Source organism: Bacillus sp. EB01 (assembly GCF_000613125.1).
Classification (GTDB): domain Bacteria; phylum Bacillota; class Bacilli; order Bacillales; family Cytobacillaceae; genus Bacillus_D.
In genome coordinates this window covers 2522517-2536721 of sequence record NZ_HG964497.1, presented here as the reverse complement: position 1 = coordinate 2536721, position 14205 = coordinate 2522517, and the positions used below count along the sequence as shown (strand labels likewise).

The 14205-nt window shown below is 41.6% G+C and carries 19 protein-coding genes; 7 read left to right on the top strand and 12 right to left on the bottom strand.

The annotated features are described in order from the left end of the window. Window positions 1-28 precede the first annotated feature (28 nt). The 3 genes from TY16_RS25200 to TY16_RS26210 form a co-directional block, all read right to left on the bottom strand. Window positions 29-559 (bottom strand): GNAT family N-acetyltransferase, encoded by a 531-nt coding sequence (locus tag TY16_RS25200; RefSeq protein WP_052342692.1) that lies wholly within the window; start codon window positions 557-559, stop codon window positions 29-31. 98 nt (window positions 560-657) lie between these two features. Then, window positions 658-984, bottom strand: coding sequence for a hypothetical protein (locus TY16_RS11615; protein WP_043932104.1), 327 nt, complete (start codon window positions 982-984; stop codon window positions 658-660). Between the two features lie 56 nt (window positions 985-1040). Next, window positions 1041-1199 (bottom strand): hypothetical protein, encoded by a 159-nt coding sequence (locus TY16_RS26210; protein ID WP_155922225.1) that lies wholly within the window; start codon window positions 1197-1199, stop codon window positions 1041-1043. 292 nt (window positions 1200-1491) lie between these two features. Between TY16_RS26210 and TY16_RS11610 the strand changes: the two genes are divergently transcribed. After that, complete coding sequence (locus tag TY16_RS11610) at window positions 1492-2754, top strand: amidohydrolase family protein (protein ID WP_043932103.1); 1263 nt, start codon at window positions 1492-1494, stop codon at window positions 2752-2754. Between the two features lie 147 nt (window positions 2755-2901). On the opposite strand, the gene TY16_RS11605 is transcribed toward TY16_RS11610, so the two are convergent. Together TY16_RS11605 and TY16_RS11600 are read right to left on the bottom strand one after the other, a co-directional pair. Beyond that, window positions 2902-3306 carry a DUF2500 domain-containing protein gene (locus tag TY16_RS11605; RefSeq protein WP_155922224.1) on the bottom strand — a complete coding sequence of 135 codons (405 nt, stop codon included), beginning with the start codon at window positions 3304-3306 and terminating at the stop codon, window positions 2902-2904. Between the two features lie 14 nt (window positions 3307-3320). Then, the gene (locus TY16_RS11600) at window positions 3321-3914 is read right to left on the bottom strand and encodes a hypothetical protein (protein WP_043932102.1); all 594 of its coding nucleotides are present in this window, start codon (window positions 3912-3914) and stop codon (window positions 3321-3323) included. A gap of 198 nt (window positions 3915-4112) precedes the next feature. Between TY16_RS11600 and TY16_RS11595 the strand changes: the two genes are divergently transcribed. Next, complete coding sequence (locus tag TY16_RS11595) at window positions 4113-4943, top strand: undecaprenyl-diphosphate phosphatase (protein ID WP_043932101.1); 831 nt, start codon at window positions 4113-4115, stop codon at window positions 4941-4943. Window positions 4944-5011: 68 nt separating this feature from the next. Here TY16_RS11595 and TY16_RS11590 read toward each other — a convergent pair whose 3' ends face one another. From TY16_RS11590 to TY16_RS11575, 4 genes are all read right to left on the bottom strand, one after another. Further along, window positions 5012-5461, bottom strand: coding sequence for a hypothetical protein (locus TY16_RS11590; RefSeq protein WP_043932100.1), 450 nt, complete (start codon window positions 5459-5461; stop codon window positions 5012-5014). Between the two features lie 7 nt (window positions 5462-5468). Continuing rightward, the gene (locus TY16_RS11585; RefSeq protein WP_043932099.1) at window positions 5469-5750 is read right to left on the bottom strand and encodes a DUF6958 family protein; all 282 of its coding nucleotides are present in this window, start codon (window positions 5748-5750) and stop codon (window positions 5469-5471) included. 497 nt (window positions 5751-6247) lie between these two features. After that, entirely contained in the window at window positions 6248-6724 is a 477-nt protein-coding gene (locus TY16_RS11580) for a hypothetical protein (protein ID WP_043932098.1), read from the bottom strand. Between the two features lie 386 nt (window positions 6725-7110). Further along, complete coding sequence (locus TY16_RS11575) at window positions 7111-7404, bottom strand: hypothetical protein (protein WP_043932097.1); 294 nt, start codon at window positions 7402-7404, stop codon at window positions 7111-7113. Window positions 7405-7530: 126 nt separating this feature from the next. On the opposite strand from TY16_RS11575, the gene TY16_RS11570 reads away from it, so the two are divergent. From TY16_RS11570 to TY16_RS26205, 5 genes are all read left to right on the top strand, one after another. Further along, the gene (locus TY16_RS11570; RefSeq protein ID WP_043932096.1) at window positions 7531-8358 is read left to right on the top strand and encodes a deoxyribonuclease IV; all 828 of its coding nucleotides are present in this window, start codon (window positions 7531-7533) and stop codon (window positions 8356-8358) included. 54 nt (window positions 8359-8412) lie between these two features. Then, window positions 8413-8634 carry a hypothetical protein gene (locus TY16_RS11565; RefSeq protein ID WP_043932095.1) on the top strand — a complete coding sequence of 74 codons (222 nt, stop codon included), beginning with the start codon at window positions 8413-8415 and terminating at the stop codon, window positions 8632-8634. Between the two features lie 165 nt (window positions 8635-8799). Next, window positions 8800-9633 (top strand): prephenate dehydratase, encoded by an 834-nt coding sequence (pheA, locus tag TY16_RS11560; protein ID WP_043932094.1) that lies wholly within the window; start codon window positions 8800-8802, stop codon window positions 9631-9633. A 300-nt stretch (window positions 9634-9933) separates the two neighbouring features. Next, window positions 9934-10617, top strand: coding sequence for a Na-translocating system protein MpsC family protein (locus tag TY16_RS11555; RefSeq protein ID WP_043932093.1), 684 nt, complete (start codon window positions 9934-9936; stop codon window positions 10615-10617). 243 nt (window positions 10618-10860) lie between these two features. Continuing rightward, window positions 10861-11151, top strand: a complete 291-nt coding sequence (locus TY16_RS26205; RefSeq protein WP_155922223.1) for a hypothetical protein — start codon at window positions 10861-10863, stop codon at window positions 11149-11151. 116 nt (window positions 11152-11267) lie between these two features. Here the strand turns inward: TY16_RS26205 and TY16_RS11550 are convergent, their stop codons facing one another. The 3 genes from TY16_RS11550 to TY16_RS11540 all read right to left on the bottom strand — a co-directional run bounded on the left by TY16_RS11550 (window position 11268) and on the right by TY16_RS11540 (window position 14125). Then, window positions 11268-11867, bottom strand: coding sequence for a response regulator transcription factor (locus TY16_RS11550; protein ID WP_043932092.1), 600 nt, complete (start codon window positions 11865-11867; stop codon window positions 11268-11270). Continuing rightward, window positions 11864-12997 carry a sensor histidine kinase gene (locus tag TY16_RS11545; RefSeq protein ID WP_043932091.1) on the bottom strand — a complete coding sequence of 378 codons (1134 nt, stop codon included), beginning with the start codon at window positions 12995-12997 and terminating at the stop codon, window positions 11864-11866. The genes TY16_RS11550 and TY16_RS11545 overlap by 4 nt, the downstream gene beginning before the upstream one ends. Before the next feature lie 90 nt (window positions 12998-13087). Beyond that, window positions 13088-14125 (bottom strand): fatty acid desaturase, encoded by a 1038-nt coding sequence (locus TY16_RS11540; protein ID WP_043932090.1) that lies wholly within the window; start codon window positions 14123-14125, stop codon window positions 13088-13090. Window positions 14126-14205 lie beyond the last annotated feature (80 nt).

Here is a 14205-nt window from a genome sequence, read left to right as displayed (position 1 = left end):
AAATGCTGTAAAAGGAAACAATATACTGTCACTTCTTCTGTCTTTTGAACGAATTGGCATGGAATTTGCTTATCAATTCGAAGAGGAACTGTGGACTTACCTCAGATAAGATACCGGATTTGAATTTGTGAACTAAAGCAATGTATGGTTCTGGAACCCATTTATATTGATGAACATAGCTTGTCCTCGTGAAACTGTATTTTTGCCAAAAGGAAATGGCCCCTTCATCATCGGCGGCTGCTTCGAGTACAACCCCTTCCAGTTCATTATCCTTTTTGGCTTCCGCCATAATAAACTGAGTCAGCTTATATCCGAGTCCCTTCCCTTGCGATAGGGGATCGACTGCCAGATAATCAATCAGCAAAAGCTTATTCTCCCCCAACCTTCCTGCAGCCAGAGCTTCTCTGTCTTCTTCAAGAATGTAAAGGCTGCACATCTGTTTCTTAAACATATTCTCAATAACCCACGCAGGCTTTGCTGACGAGCCAAAAGCCGCTTTATAAAGCGCCTCAACCCTTCCCCAGTTACGATAATCATCCGTCACGACTACTCGGTCCATGCTGCCCCCGCCTTCCCATATGAAAAAGCTCCTCAATGGTAAAAGGAGCTTTTTTTGTAATCGATTCTTTTAAAAAGCTAAAAAACACATATATCGGTTTATGCCAAATACTCCGTTTGCCACGGCAATGAATTCGAGCGCTTTGGCAGCAGGCTGTCATGATGGATTTGTACCCAGCCCTCCTCATCAGCCTGGATGCCATACCGGTAATTCGGCTCTTCTTTCATGGAATAAGCGGCGAGTTCGGCCATGAGCGGCGGGTATGGGCTTCTCCTGATATGATCGGTCAGATTTTTCATGACCAAATGATAATCAAGCTCACGGCAAACGGCAAACCAGTTGTCGACTGTCTCATTCCTAATCTTAAAATCAGGATAAACAGATTCAATCAGCACAAGAATTCTTGTTACTTCATGCTTCTCCATCCACATCTACCTCCCGCAAAACCACCATTATAATTTGGTCGCCCTCTTCTAACTTGTCAGAAATTCAATTTACTCCCTTGGTCAAGAGCATAAGGGTTTTTGCCAATGTTTAGCCTGGCATCCTCAGTCAAAATAGGCTGAGAAAGTGTTATGTCATCAGATGCAGCTTCCGGGTGTACGCTCCCGTCAAAGTGTAAAGGTTTTTGTTGTTCCATGGTGAGTTCCTCCTATTTCGGATACTATTACACCCTTGAAATCCTGCTGAATATGGCGGGATCGGGTGCTCTCGCTTTTCCTATCTTTCCATGATGACAAAGTTTTAATTCACCTTGGATAAACCACTGCATTTTCCAATATTCTTACTATTCAGCATACTATAAAAAGGGTCTTTTATCTATAGTCCAGCAAAAATTAATAAACGGCTTTCCTATCAAAACTAGGCCTAATTTCCTGTATTTGATATGATTGGGTGAGATGTATAATTTTTCAATATGGGGATGGGGATATATGTATATAAAAGATGCAACGTATTTAAACAATCAGATGCAATTTTGCCAGGGCGGCATAGTGGTAGAGGATGGAAGAATTTCGATTACAGATCCTAATTTCATTCCTTCAGGCCATGATGTATTTGATGCAGGCGGGTATATTGTCCTACCGGGTTTGATGAACAGCCACTTTCATAGTTATTCTCCCTTGGCCAAAGGACTTGTCAATGAAGTCCCAATCCAGGAATGGCTTGATGAGTCAGAACGGGGACGGCTGATTGCGATTTTTTTTGAAAATCCGGACAACATCATTACTGAAGAGGATTTCCTTTCAATAGCACTTTATAGTTATGTAGAAATGATTAAGCAAGGCATCACCTTTGTCAGCGAAGCTGATCCCAGTGATTCACCCAAAAGCTTTGCCGATACTGTGGGACGGCTTGGAATGCGTGGTGTCATAGATGCATATGCGGACTATCCAGACTATTACGAACGACGTGTAGGCAATTTCAGCTTTGCTACCCACCTGCTTGAGGAGGAAGACATCAACGATGAGACACTGCAACAATGCGTCCAGATGAAAACCAATTTTGATCCGCTGATGATGACGCATTGCATGGAAAACCAATGGCGTCATGATCTCATTCATCAAGCTTATGACAAATCCAGCGTAGAACTCTATGAGGAAAAAGGACTCCTCGACAACAAGACCGTCCTCTATCACGGTGTCCATCTCTCCGACCGCGACATCGACCTAATTGCTAATAGCGGAGCTTCAGTCGTCCACTGCCCGGTCTCAAACCTATGGAGCGGAGCCGGAGCCGCGAATATTTCGGGAATGCTTCAAGCTGGAGTGAACGTATGCATCGGCACCGACTTTGGGAGTACCGACATTTGGGAAGACATGAGAACAGCCTACCTGCTCCTCAAGCTGAACGCAGGAGTCGGCCAATTTTCTGCGGAAGATATATTCAAAATGGCAACCGTCAACGGCGCCAAAGCTTACCAGCTTGAAGGTGAAATCGGCACGATCGCAGATGGCTTTAAAGCAGACCTTATTTTTGTAAAAAAAGACCCTGGCCTACACCCGCTGATTAACACCGGCACCTTCTCCACCTATGCCCACAATTTGCTCATGCACGGCAAGGACAGCCTAGTCCACCACGTCATGGTAGACGGAAACTGGGTCATGAAAGACAGGGTCATCCAGACAATCGACGAGGAAAAGGTCCGCAGCGATTACATGAGGGTTGCAAGGAAATTGTTTAATGTTGAAGACTAAATGGCAAGGCAATTTACATGTTGACAGAATCGTGCTCTACCCGCTCAAAACGATAATCCCTGCTAAAGTCACATTACCAACATGCTAATCGGACTATCTGAATAAAAGTAAAAACCAAGCCCTTAATGTGCGGGGCTTGGTTCTTTTTCATATTGTTTGAGTGAAAGATGTACTCCTCGAAAATCCAAGATAACGGGTGCCCTGGAAGCTCAACTCGCCGTAATCCCCCTCCGCCAGCAATCCGAATTCATTACCATTGATGTGCATTTCCATCCGGTCGCCACTTTCAACTTCAAAGGTTACAAAATAAGACGTGTGGGCAGAGGTATCATTGTGGCCACCGCGCACCTGAGTCCGTTTGGATACAACCTTTGCCGGCACAATCAGCCGCGGCTGTTTGTTATTATCCGACCATTCTTTGGCCCCTTTAACAAATGAGAATATGATAATACCGAATACTAATACAAAGAATAGTGGAACGATAACTGACAACATATCGAACATGACAAATTCCTGTTCAAAGCCACCCATTTCCTGTTCAAAGCCACCCATGTGTTATTCCCTCCTTAACGATTTTCCATTTCTTGTCGATAATGGACTGCCGAAAGCAGTTTCACGCCCCGAAGCCTGCCAATTTGCTCATCCAGCAATTCTCTTGCCTCTGCCTTTCTTCCCGCGTGAACCAATTCCTCAATTTCCAGCCATTTTTTAAAATCAGCATCCTTCACTTTATCTTTATATGTATGATAGTCTTCAATCTTGCCTTCGCCATGTGCTGCAGCTGCGAGATAATAGTCCTTAAATGAACCATTTCGTATCGTCTCGAGAAGTTTGCGTGCTTCGCTGTAATGCTCCTGCTTGATTAACAGCATGACCTTTGCAAGATTCTTGATTTTCCCCTTTCGCATATCCCCAACGATCTTTTCGGCTTCTTCCTGTTCGCCATTTAAAAACCTATAAAGGAACCTATAATAAGCGTTATGGGATTTCTTTAGGTAATTCATCATCCTGTTTGTATTCTTGCTCCAAAAAAGAGGCATAGCCAATGGAAATGTAAGTACAATATAAGCCGACACTACAAGAAACGACACCAGTACAGAAACATCAAAATAACCTAGAATAAATGCAATAAATAACAAAGCAACATACCAAAGAAGCATAAAACTATCCTCCTAAAAATTAACTCTCTCTTTAAATAAAATGTACCATAAGCATGTGGGAAAATTAACCTTTATTTTCAGAAATTCGATTTTGTTTACGATAGTTATGTTATGTAAACAATTATAATACTTGTTACATTCACTATTTTCATATATCATATACATTTGAACAAAAACAGCTAGAATTGGAGTTTTGAAATGAGTTTATGGGAATTTTTTGTCGCGCTTATACTTGGGATTGTTGAAGGTTTGACCGAGTTTGCCCCTGTCTCGTCCACCGGGCACATGATTATAGTCGATGATTTGCTTTTGCAGTCCAAGGAACTTTTCAATGAACCTGTTGCCAACACATTCAAGGTTGTCATCCAGCTTGGTTCCATCCTTGCTGTCGTCATTGTGTTTAAGGACCGGATTCTCAACTTGCTTGGGCTAACCAAGAAAGATATTGGCACCACTGAGGCAAAAGACCAGCTTGGCTTAAAAAAGCTGTTTGTCGGTATTTTACCTGCGGGGTTGCTCGGCGTGCTGTTTGAGGATTATATTGATGAATATCTTTTCTCAGTCAATACGGTTGTCATTGGCCTTGTACTTGGAGCTATCCTGATGATTGTGGCTGACTATATGCGTCCTAAAACGCCAAAAGTTAATACTGTTGATGAAATCACATACCTTCAGGCTTTAGCAATTGGATCTTTTCAATGCCTTGGTTTATGGCCAGGATTCTCCCGGTCTGGTTCGACAATTGCCGGCGGTGTCCTGCTTGGCATGAGCCACCGTGCTGCTTCCGACTTTACGTTTATTATGGCTATTCCGATAATGGCCGGAGCTAGCGGCCTCTCACTCTTAAAGAACTGGGAATACTTCAGCGTTGATGTTCTTCCGTTTATGGCTACCGGTTTCATCGCGGCTTTCATTGTTGCGTTGATTTCGATTCGGTTTTTCCTGAAACTGATTAATCGAATCAAACTCGTCCCGTTCGCCATTTATCGAATTGTCTTGGCGGGACTCATCTATGTGCTATATTTTTAACAAACTCTAAAAAAGGACCCCAGATTACTGGAGTCCTTTTCTTTATTTATGGGGCAAGCGATTGATTGTTACCGAAGCCAATCTGTTCCTTTTGGCATAATTCGTACAAGCGGTTCCATATCTTTATCATTTGCCTCAGATACGAAAAATTCCGTCGCCCAATGGCCAGAATGAAAAACTAAAGTCTCACTGTGTAATAGATTCAGAGTGAACCATTTTAAAGTAGAATCAGTTCCTGAAAAGTGGTTGACCACTAATTCTTCCAGCCCGGGGTCGAGATTCCCCTTAAATATCGTTAAATTCTCCTGGTACTCAATCTTGCCATCAAGAAAAAAATTCTTTAGCTTGGTCAGGATTTGTTCTTCTTCATTCCAGCAATGAATTTCAATAGTATCTGCTTTGGGTATAAAAAAATTTACTAGTGGCTGCCAGTAATCGTACTTTAGAGTATAAGGCATTATGGAGGTTGAGTGTTCATCTGTTATCGTAGGAATAGAAAAATAAAGGTTAGTTCTCATATGCTGCTCACCTTTTTAATCGGAATTGCTGCGGCCCCCTGCCTCCCATCCGCTCCAGAATTCCTCTCGATTCAAGATCCAGCTTTACTGCAGTACAATACCAGGATGGAGAACCATCAAAACTTTCTTTTAGCCTTCCGACAACCTCTGACAGCAAATCCTTGAAACCAATAGTCCCCTGTTCCTCAACAATCGACAGGATGGTTTCTTTTGCAATTTTATATTTTTGTTCTTCTACGACTGCCCCTTTTTTCAAAGGATCAGAATTTAGTAATTGAATTGTTGCCATTTGGCAGCCCCTTTCAATCGCTTTTTTTCTTCAAATTAAGGTGTATTTTAGCCAGCAGTTTAGCTTACAAAATTAAAAAACGGATAAAAATCGCTTAACCCTATCGTTAAGTAATTTCGTTGAGAGGATATTCTAGTTTGTAGTACCTTTGGTTAATTCTTTACGTAATCTTTTTATGTTTTCAGTTTGGTACAAGATATTATTATTCACTTTTCTTAAAGCATCATAAACCGCAAATCCCCTCAAATACTAAGAATCCAATTAGTAAATCCATTTTTACACCCACTTTATTCCATATATAAAATTAATAATAACCCACTTTGGGTAATTCTGTAAAATCAAATTTGATATTTTAAAAGCTAACCTGCCCTGATAGTTCAATTAGGAATAATCATTCATTACATTTAGTTCATTTAACCTACTTTTGTACCATTCAAGACAGCACCGGCAAAATACAACTTCTGATTAAAACTGCCAGTCACCAGAAGATTGTTACATCACCCAAGTCTACTTGTGGATAACTTCTCAATTTTGCAAATCCACTTATAATACAATAATACAAAGCTGAGTAAGAATGGGTTAACGATTGCTGAATACCATAGCTCCCACCATCCATGATTAAAATACCCCCAAGGTTCGGGTAATAAGGTGACTACTTCATATAAAGTAATGGCTAAAACCCATATAGCAATATACAATAATCGTTTATAAAACCGTTGTTCAAACGGGTACCAATTTAGAAACATCACATTAACGGGAGGAATCAATATTGTTAGAGCGGGAAGTACTCCCCAGTTAATTTCTTTATAAAAGTACGAGTAACCATGATATTTAAAGTCTATAAAAGTCTCCGCAACTGCCTGAAAAGCAATTGTAAACGTCCAGATATGAACTATTTGATTTTTTGTCAGTCGCTTATTCGTTATAAATGCAATCAGGTTAAAAAGGACAATTGCAATAATTAGTCCAATCATTATAGAAGGCTCCTTTTTAACAATTAGCTTTCTTCTTCACATTAAAATTATTCGGCTACACATTTTTATGGGTTCGCAAAATACCTTATGTAGGACACTTTTAAACGTCTTGCTTTTAGTAAAGAGTTCCCCTGTTATTTCTTTTCTTCAACTTCCCATTTGTTTAATAAGGAAATTCCACAAAGAAGGTCGGTAATCAAAAGGGCCAAATCGCTTTCTTAGCAATTTGGCCCTGAAAATTAATTCGCATTATTAAATCCAATAACGTATGCATTCTGCAATCTATCTTTTAGCAATAGGTATCCGAACCGGTCATCGTTACACCTGTTCATGACAGTTCATTTATCCCTGTACAAGGAAGTGATTAATAAGGCGTTTGCGCCTTTTTACTGATAGGGGTCATTATTAGGATCCACGTAGGATTCGATTGCTTGATCAAGTGCATTAAACGCTTCCCCGAAAGCACCTGCTGAGGAAACTGTACCCGCGTGCTCAAGCTCTGGTACCGAATTCCTTGCTTGTTCAAGAGCGGTGATGCAATCCTTAACCATCGTACCTTTGTCGCCATATTGTTCAAGTGCAGCGTGGAGTTTCGCAATGCTTTCATCCAAGTTATGGCGTTCCGGATGATCAAATGCCTTTTCTAATTCATCTTTTACCTGTTGCAGAACTTCCTTCATGCTATCCACTCCTTTATCAGTTTGAGTCCCACCGTATTTTGTCCGTTCATCTAAGGCGTTATTCCCAGGACGAATAGGAAATCGTACGGATACGAACCCTAAATGAAAACACCGAGGGGTTTTTTTATGAAGAAATTCGGCTGTCATGTCAGCATCAGGGGAGGCTATTTAGCAGCGGCAAAACACGCCTTGGCTATTGGCGCCGATGCATTTCAATTTTTCCCTAAAAATCCGCGCAGCCTATCGGTCAAAGAGTTTGACAGGGCTGATGCAGAACAATGCAAACACTTTTGCGAGGAAAATGGACTTTTTACTATCGCGCATACTCCTTACCCAACAAGTATCACACCTCACGATGATAAAAAGGATATGACCATCTCTTCCCTTCTTAATGACCTTCTGATAGCCGATACATGCGGGTCGGCGGGAGTCGTTGTTCATTTCGGGAACAAAATAAGCGAGACGGACCCGCTCGCAAGCTACCACCTGATGCTTGAAATGCTTAACCAAGTTCTGTCCCAATGGGATGGTGCCTGTAAAATTTTGCTCGAAAATAATGCGGGTAAACAGGCTGCATTAGGAACAACCCTTGAGGAACTTGTACAAATACGTAATCTATCTGACTACCCGGAAAAAATCGGTTTTTGCCTCGACACCTGCCATGCATTTGCAAGCGGGTTATGGAACGGCAATGATACCGAGATTTTGGTGAAAAAAGCGAAAGAACTAGGTTATCGGGAACACCTTGTTGCCATACATCTAAATAATTCCATGCACCCATATGGTTCCCGCAAAGATCGCCATGCCAATATTTACAAGGGTGGCTATATCAGGCCCACACATCTTGAAGATTTGATGGATGCCTTTAAGGATGTGCCTTTCGTGTTAGAGACACCGCATGAATTTGGCATTTCTCATGAGGAAGAAATTGCACAGCTTAGAGGGTTAAATTAGTAAGTACCCGCAGAGACTAATGTCGAATATGAGTTTTTTGGAGGGTGATAAACAGTGAGAAATGTGCGTTACTTAATAAATGATGAATTCGAAGCAGAAGAAATTGCTGAAGCCTTGCGTCTTCAACTGGATGTCAACCGGTACCGTGATGTCCAAATTACTGCTGTCGATAGGCGGAATGAATTAATTGTCCAGGTTCCGGAAGCGAATGATGGGCTTGAAGAAGCGCTCGGCAGTTTTATGGCAGGCTACCAGCACGGAGTAATACTCGAATAACCGAGGTTTCTAAGCTTTTACTGCATGGTCCAGGCCATGCTTTTATTATTTTTTTGAAGTTCAGTTTTACGGGCTTTTAACAATCTACACTTCTGAAAAATCAAAATATATTACACCTTATGGGTTAAACGTGTATACTAGTAGCATTGAAAAGGAGTGTGCAAGATGAAAGCAGCGTATTTAGGGCCACATGGCAGTTTTTCAGAAGAAGCAGCATTGCAAACCTTCGGCCAAAGTGATGTAGATTGGCATTTATGCAGTTCAATTTTAGAAGTGCTTGAAGCAGTCGGGGACAAGGAAGTAGACAGGGGCTTTGTCCCCATTGAAAATTCGATAGAAGGAACGATTAATATTACAGCAGACGGACTTCTTTCAAACGGTTTGTTTATAGAATCGGAAATCATTTTTCCGGTTTCCTTGCATTTACTAACCAATAAGGGCACGTTATCCTCCGATATTCGTGAAGTTTGGTCCATCCCCCCTGCGCTTGCCCAATGTAAAAAATACATAAGAGAAACAAAAGTTAAAACGAGGGATTTTGACAGCACGTCTTCAGCTGCCAAAGCGGTTAAAGAAAGTGGAAGGACTGATGTCGCAGCAATAGCATCAAGATCTGCAGCGAACTTATTTGGGTTGAATGCCAGCCTGGACACGGTTCAAGATCACCTTGAAAACCACACCCGGTTTATAGTTGTTCGGAAAAAGGATGAACTTCCCGCTCCGGATTGCCATCTGAAGTCAAAGATGATGCTTCTTATTGAACCATCACTAGAACAATCTGGTGTCCTATCGGCAATATTGAACGTTTTTTCTGCTCTCTCTATCAACCTTACGTGGATTGAATCCCGCCCGACCAAAAAGAAATTGGGAACCTATCACTTTTTTGTTGAGGCTGAAACTGGTTTTGATCCAACCCGTACATCCAAAGCACTGACAATCCTGCGTGCATTTGGCCATGAAGTTGAAGTGCTTGGAAGCTATAATACTATAAAACTTTGAGTCACTCTGGCTGAATTGTGCAGGAATGCATTTCAGTGGCTATGCTTTGATTGTTTAATTGTATAGCTAATGAAAATAACCAAATGACGCTGCACCCTTATAAGAGGTGCGGCGGTATTTGGTTTCCATTCGTCTGGAAGTGGTGTTCAGGCGGAGGTGTGTAGGTGTTGATTTTTACCGGAAAAAGGGTATCTATCTTACAAGAAAGTGGGGATCCTTGTTAACCGGAATATCTTAAGGGTTTAAAAAATCACTTTAACGGAAAAATAACTGGGTAAATACTGTTTGGAGTGGATATTAATGGAAACTTTGTCAATGGAAAAAGAGATGGGCGGCTTTATCGGACGTTTGCTTCGGGAAAATTTTGGCCGTGGCCCTGGCTCGGTTCAGTGCGTTATCGCTGACACTTTAATCGTTGTTCATATTACTAATTTCATGTCGCCAATGGAAAAATCATTGATGGAAAGAGATCATGCTGTTTACGTTCAAAAAACACGTGATCTTCTAATGGAAAAGTTAATGATTGATATGAATTTATATATTGAACAGTACTTTGGAAAACCTGTTCATGATTTTTATTATGATTGGAACTTAGAAACACAATCGGGAGCATTTCTCTTCCTGCTTTCTCCTTTTGATCATACCTTGCTTTCCAAGGAGTATCGGAATAAAGAAAAACTTCACACCGAAATAAGTCTATTTAGCGCTGAAGTTCAAAGAAACCCCGATAAGGTTTATTCCCAAATGCTATCTCCAACTACCCTTCTCATTGCAAGGGCTGGTATTCTGGTACCGATAGAAAAAGAATTGGTTCTCTTTGACTTTGAGGAAACGCTGCGTATATCGAAGAGGAGCCTGGAAAAAAAGGCTTTGGAAAAGCATATGCCAAAAATTGAATCATTATTGGAAGCCCATATAAAAGACTATTTTGTGGATTGGGATTATCAAAACGATATAGGATATACCCTTTTTTACCTTGGATAAACGGTATATGTGAATTTTTATTGAATTTTTGTCCTTTCCAATGGTATAATGAATGAAGGTTATGACAAAAATCATAACCACCTTATAAACTATGAACGATTCGAATACATTTATATAATTCTGATAGCAATGAATGGACTAGCGCCAAACATAAGTCAGAAAGAGGGATGCTTTTAGGCTTCTCTTTTTCTGGCTTTTTATTTTTGGTTCAGTCTCATTGAAGAAAGGCTGGGTCCCCACTAGATGAATAATGATGAGAATAAAGAAGAAGAAATTATTGAATGTCTAAACATGTTAATTAAGCAAAAACAATTAAATCCGCACAGTCATTCCTCCACCCCAACTCCCTTAAAAAAAGGGGAACTGGAGCCTTACCTCGAGGGCGCGGCAAATCAGCATTCCGTTTCTTTTGAAAAACAATGCACCCCACATGAAACAGTTTATATAGCCAAGCATCATAATTATACAATTCGATGCAGCATTTATTATCGGTATGCTACCTACTATACGAGGCATCGTGTTACTCTTACCTAAACCGGGAAGAATAAAATGTTTTGTAGAAAGTCAGACCATTTCTTTAAACCCCCTCGATTAAAACCTGCTATTTCCCGAAAAAAAGCTGCCCCTTAAAATTCAGGGCAGCTTTGTTATTATTTAAACCAGCCCTTCTCCTTCGACTGGGTGATCGCTTCAATCCGGTTAGTGACATGCAGCTTGTCAAGAATTGCCGAGATGTAGTTTCGTACCGTGCCGTGGGACAGAGTCAGCTCGCTGGCAATTTCCTTTGTGTTCTTGCCGTCGGCGATCAAGCCCAATACGTCCATTTCCCGTTCTGTAAGAGGATTGTCCTCGCTGTACAAATCATCCATAAGCTCAGGTGCGTAAATTCGTTTGCCGGACACAACACTCCGAATTGAGCTTGCGAGCTCTTCGCTTGGGCTATCCTTCAATAAATACGCGCTAACCCCGGCTTTCAGGGCCCGCTTGAAGTATCCAGGACGGGCAAAGGTTGTCAGGATCATCATCTTGCAGCCGGAATCCTTTAATTCTTCAGCCGCTTCCAGACCGGTTTTTCCCGGCATTTCAATATCCATAATGCACACATCCGGCGTGTGTTTCCGGACGAGCTGTACAGCTTCCTCCCCATTTGCCGCCATCCCGACCACTTCCATATCGTCCTCAAGATTCAAGAGCGACCCGAATGCACCTAAAAGCATCCGCTGGTCTTCAGCAATAACGATGCGGATCATCGCAACCCTTCCTCCTTTACAATCTCAACTTTTGGCACTTTCATAACCAGTTTCGTTCCTTCCCCATTCAGAATTTCGAGTGTCCCGTTCAGGAAATCCAGGCGCTCCTTCATACCAGCAAGGCCGCTCCCTTTTGAAAAATTGTTCTCGCTAACGTTTCCTGTCCCGTTATCACTGACAATGAGGGTAATATCCTTTGCCGTGTATGCCAGTCTAATGTCACAGTGGGTTGCCTTGCTATGCCGGACAACATTAGTGACTGCTTCCTTCAGGCACATACTTAAGATATTCTCGACAAGGAGCGGTACATTCGGCAGCGACCAGGTGCTGCTGCCTGTAAATTCAATTTCGGCTGCCTTCAGCATTTCTTTTACACGGACAATTTCTTCATTCAAGCGAATCCCGCGCATTTGTGTTACCATATTCCTGACCTCATTCAGTGCTGTCCGCGCAGTTTGCTGGACGTCCCTCATTTCCGTGATTGCCCGATCACTGTCCTTAAGGATCAGCCTTCTGGCCAGGTCACTTTTTAGGCCAATTAATGATAGTTTTTGTCCTAATGTATCATGAAGGTCGCGGGCAATCCTCTGTCGTTCTTCTATCTTGATCAATTCCGCAATCCGCTGGTTTGCCACCTCCAGCTTTTCTTCCAATTTCTCTTTCTCGTTCCGGTGCCTGAGACTGAATGGCAGGAGAATCAAACTTATAATCACAATCGCTACAAGCGGCAGCTGCTTCAGCAAAAACGCATCCTGGAGAATGATTTTTGTCGTAACAGCTATGACCATTCCAACAAGATGGATTATATAAAGTGTCAAAAAAGGTATTTTTGTTTTTATATTTCCAATAAAGTAGGCGATAAAAAAGGCAAAATATACGTAGCTATAAAGACTTGTCAGCGCGATCGAGATGCCGATGAGCAGTAATGCCCATAAGTAAACTGTCCACCCTTTTGACAGGAAAGCGAGGCGATAAATCGCAAAAAATGAAAGAATCAAAATGACACCTTCAACAATCCTCACCGTTGAAGGAGATAAGGAAATAAAATAAAATGGCAATATCCCAAGAATCGTCCATATATATGGAGATATGCCCGTCCTTCCCAATAAAGACCAATAACGTTTAAACATATACCGACCCCATTCTGCCTGTTTTCCTACCATTAGTTTACCATAGAGAAATAGAAGACTCCCCTTCTTAATTGAAGGGGAGTTTGTTTGCTACTCTGTTTTCGGGTTCATTGAGACACCAGAACGTTCTTTAAGAAATTTCTTAGCTTCTGAATAGCCAACAAAGCGCTTCTTCTCTTCGTCCCAAAGGCGGAACTTCAAGGACTCAAGGCTTGTAGATAGCGTGACGGTTGGTACATGCTGAAGCGGTTTTGTGTTTTTGTGCACTTCTTCAAGCTTATAGTTCGGCACCCGTGGCGCCAAATGGTGAACGTGGTGGAAACCAATATTGCCAGTAACCCACTGGAGGATTTTTGGCAGCTTATAAAACGAGCTTCCTTCAACAGCAGCTTGTACGTATTCCCATTCTTTATCATGCTCGAAATACGAATCCTCGAACGTATGCTGGATATAAAATAGCCAGATTCCAAGTGAGCCTGCAATGAACAGGATTGGGAATTCGATCATCACGAACGCCTTCCAGCCAATGGCCCAAATCAATAAAGCACTAATCGCAATGATTCCTGCATTTGTGATCCAAGTGTTCATTTTTTCTGGCATCCTTGCCCCTTTGCGATTGAAACGGCTTTTAATAATAACAAGCCAGATTGGCCCTAAACCGAACATAACGAGCGGGTTACGATACATTCTGTATTTAAACTTATCTAAAGAGGAAGCTTTTGCATATTCTTCAACAGTCATCACCCAAATATCACCTGTTCCACGCTTGTCCAAGTTACCGCTGGAAGCATGGTGGATATTGTGGTCGCGTCCCCATTGTGCATAAGGGAACATCGTCAGGATACCGGTGAAAGTACCAACAATCTTGTTCCACTTCCTGCTCTTGAAAAAGGAGTGATGGGTACAATCATGGAAAATGATGAACGTACGAATCATGAACCCTGCTGTAATAATACATAAAACGAGAGAAAGCAGATAACTAAATGATAGTGCCTTGTAGGCAAGATACCATGTCACAAAATAAGGGATGATGGTATTTGCAAGTTGGATAATACTCTTGGTTGTCTCTGATTTTTCATAAGGAGCAACTTGTTTCTTGAGCTCTTTTTGCTGGATTTTAACAGACATGTTTGTAAAAGGCCCCTTTCATTCCAATCTTAGTACTTTGATTATATTAGAAATGAAAAGTGTTGTGCAGTAGCACCTGT

Bases quoted from the DNA above. Each gene is read 5' to 3' on its own strand.
- TY16_RS25200 (WP_052342692.1), bottom strand. From the start codon at position 559: ATGGACCGAGTAGTCGTGACGGATGATTATCGTAACTGGGGAAGGGTT.
- TY16_RS11615 (WP_043932104.1), bottom strand. From the start codon at position 984: ATGGAGAAGCATGAAGTAACAAGAATTCTTGTGCTGATTGAATCTGTT.
- TY16_RS26210 (WP_155922225.1), bottom strand. From the start codon at position 1,199: ATGGAACAACAAAAACCTTTACACTTTGACGGGAGCGTACACCCGGAA.
- TY16_RS11610 (WP_043932103.1), top strand. From the start codon at position 1,492: ATGTATATAAAAGATGCAACGTATTTAAACAATCAGATGCAATTTTGC.
- TY16_RS11605 (WP_155922224.1), bottom strand. From the start codon at position 3,306: ATGGGTGGCTTTGAACAGGAAATGGGTGGCTTTGAACAGGAATTTGTC.
- TY16_RS11600 (WP_043932102.1), bottom strand. From the start codon at position 3,914: ATGCTTCTTTGGTATGTTGCTTTGTTATTTATTGCATTTATTCTAGGT.
- TY16_RS11595 (WP_043932101.1), top strand. From the start codon at position 4,113: ATGAGTTTATGGGAATTTTTTGTCGCGCTTATACTTGGGATTGTTGAA.
- TY16_RS11590 (WP_043932100.1), bottom strand. From the start codon at position 5,461: ATGAGAACTAACCTTTATTTTTCTATTCCTACGATAACAGATGAACAC.
- TY16_RS11585 (WP_043932099.1), bottom strand. From the start codon at position 5,750: ATGGCAACAATTCAATTACTAAATTCTGATCCTTTGAAAAAAGGGGCA.
- TY16_RS11580 (WP_043932098.1), bottom strand. From the start codon at position 6,724: ATGATTGGACTAATTATTGCAATTGTCCTTTTTAACCTGATTGCATTT.
- TY16_RS11575 (WP_043932097.1), bottom strand. From the start codon at position 7,404: ATGAAGGAAGTTCTGCAACAGGTAAAAGATGAATTAGAAAAGGCATTT.
- TY16_RS11570 (WP_043932096.1), top strand. From the start codon at position 7,531: ATGAAGAAATTCGGCTGTCATGTCAGCATCAGGGGAGGCTATTTAGCA.
- pheA (WP_043932094.1), top strand. From the start codon at position 8,800: ATGAAAGCAGCGTATTTAGGGCCACATGGCAGTTTTTCAGAAGAAGCA.
- TY16_RS11555 (WP_043932093.1), top strand. From the start codon at position 9,934: ATGGAAACTTTGTCAATGGAAAAAGAGATGGGCGGCTTTATCGGACGT.
- TY16_RS26205 (WP_155922223.1), top strand. From the start codon at position 10,861: ATGAATAATGATGAGAATAAAGAAGAAGAAATTATTGAATGTCTAAAC.
- TY16_RS11550 (WP_043932092.1), bottom strand. From the start codon at position 11,867: ATGATCCGCATCGTTATTGCTGAAGACCAGCGGATGCTTTTAGGTGCA.
- TY16_RS11545 (WP_043932091.1), bottom strand. From the start codon at position 12,997: ATGTTTAAACGTTATTGGTCTTTATTGGGAAGGACGGGCATATCTCCA.
- TY16_RS11540 (WP_043932090.1), bottom strand. From the start codon at position 14,125: ATGTCTGTTAAAATCCAGCAAAAAGAGCTCAAGAAACAAGTTGCTCCT.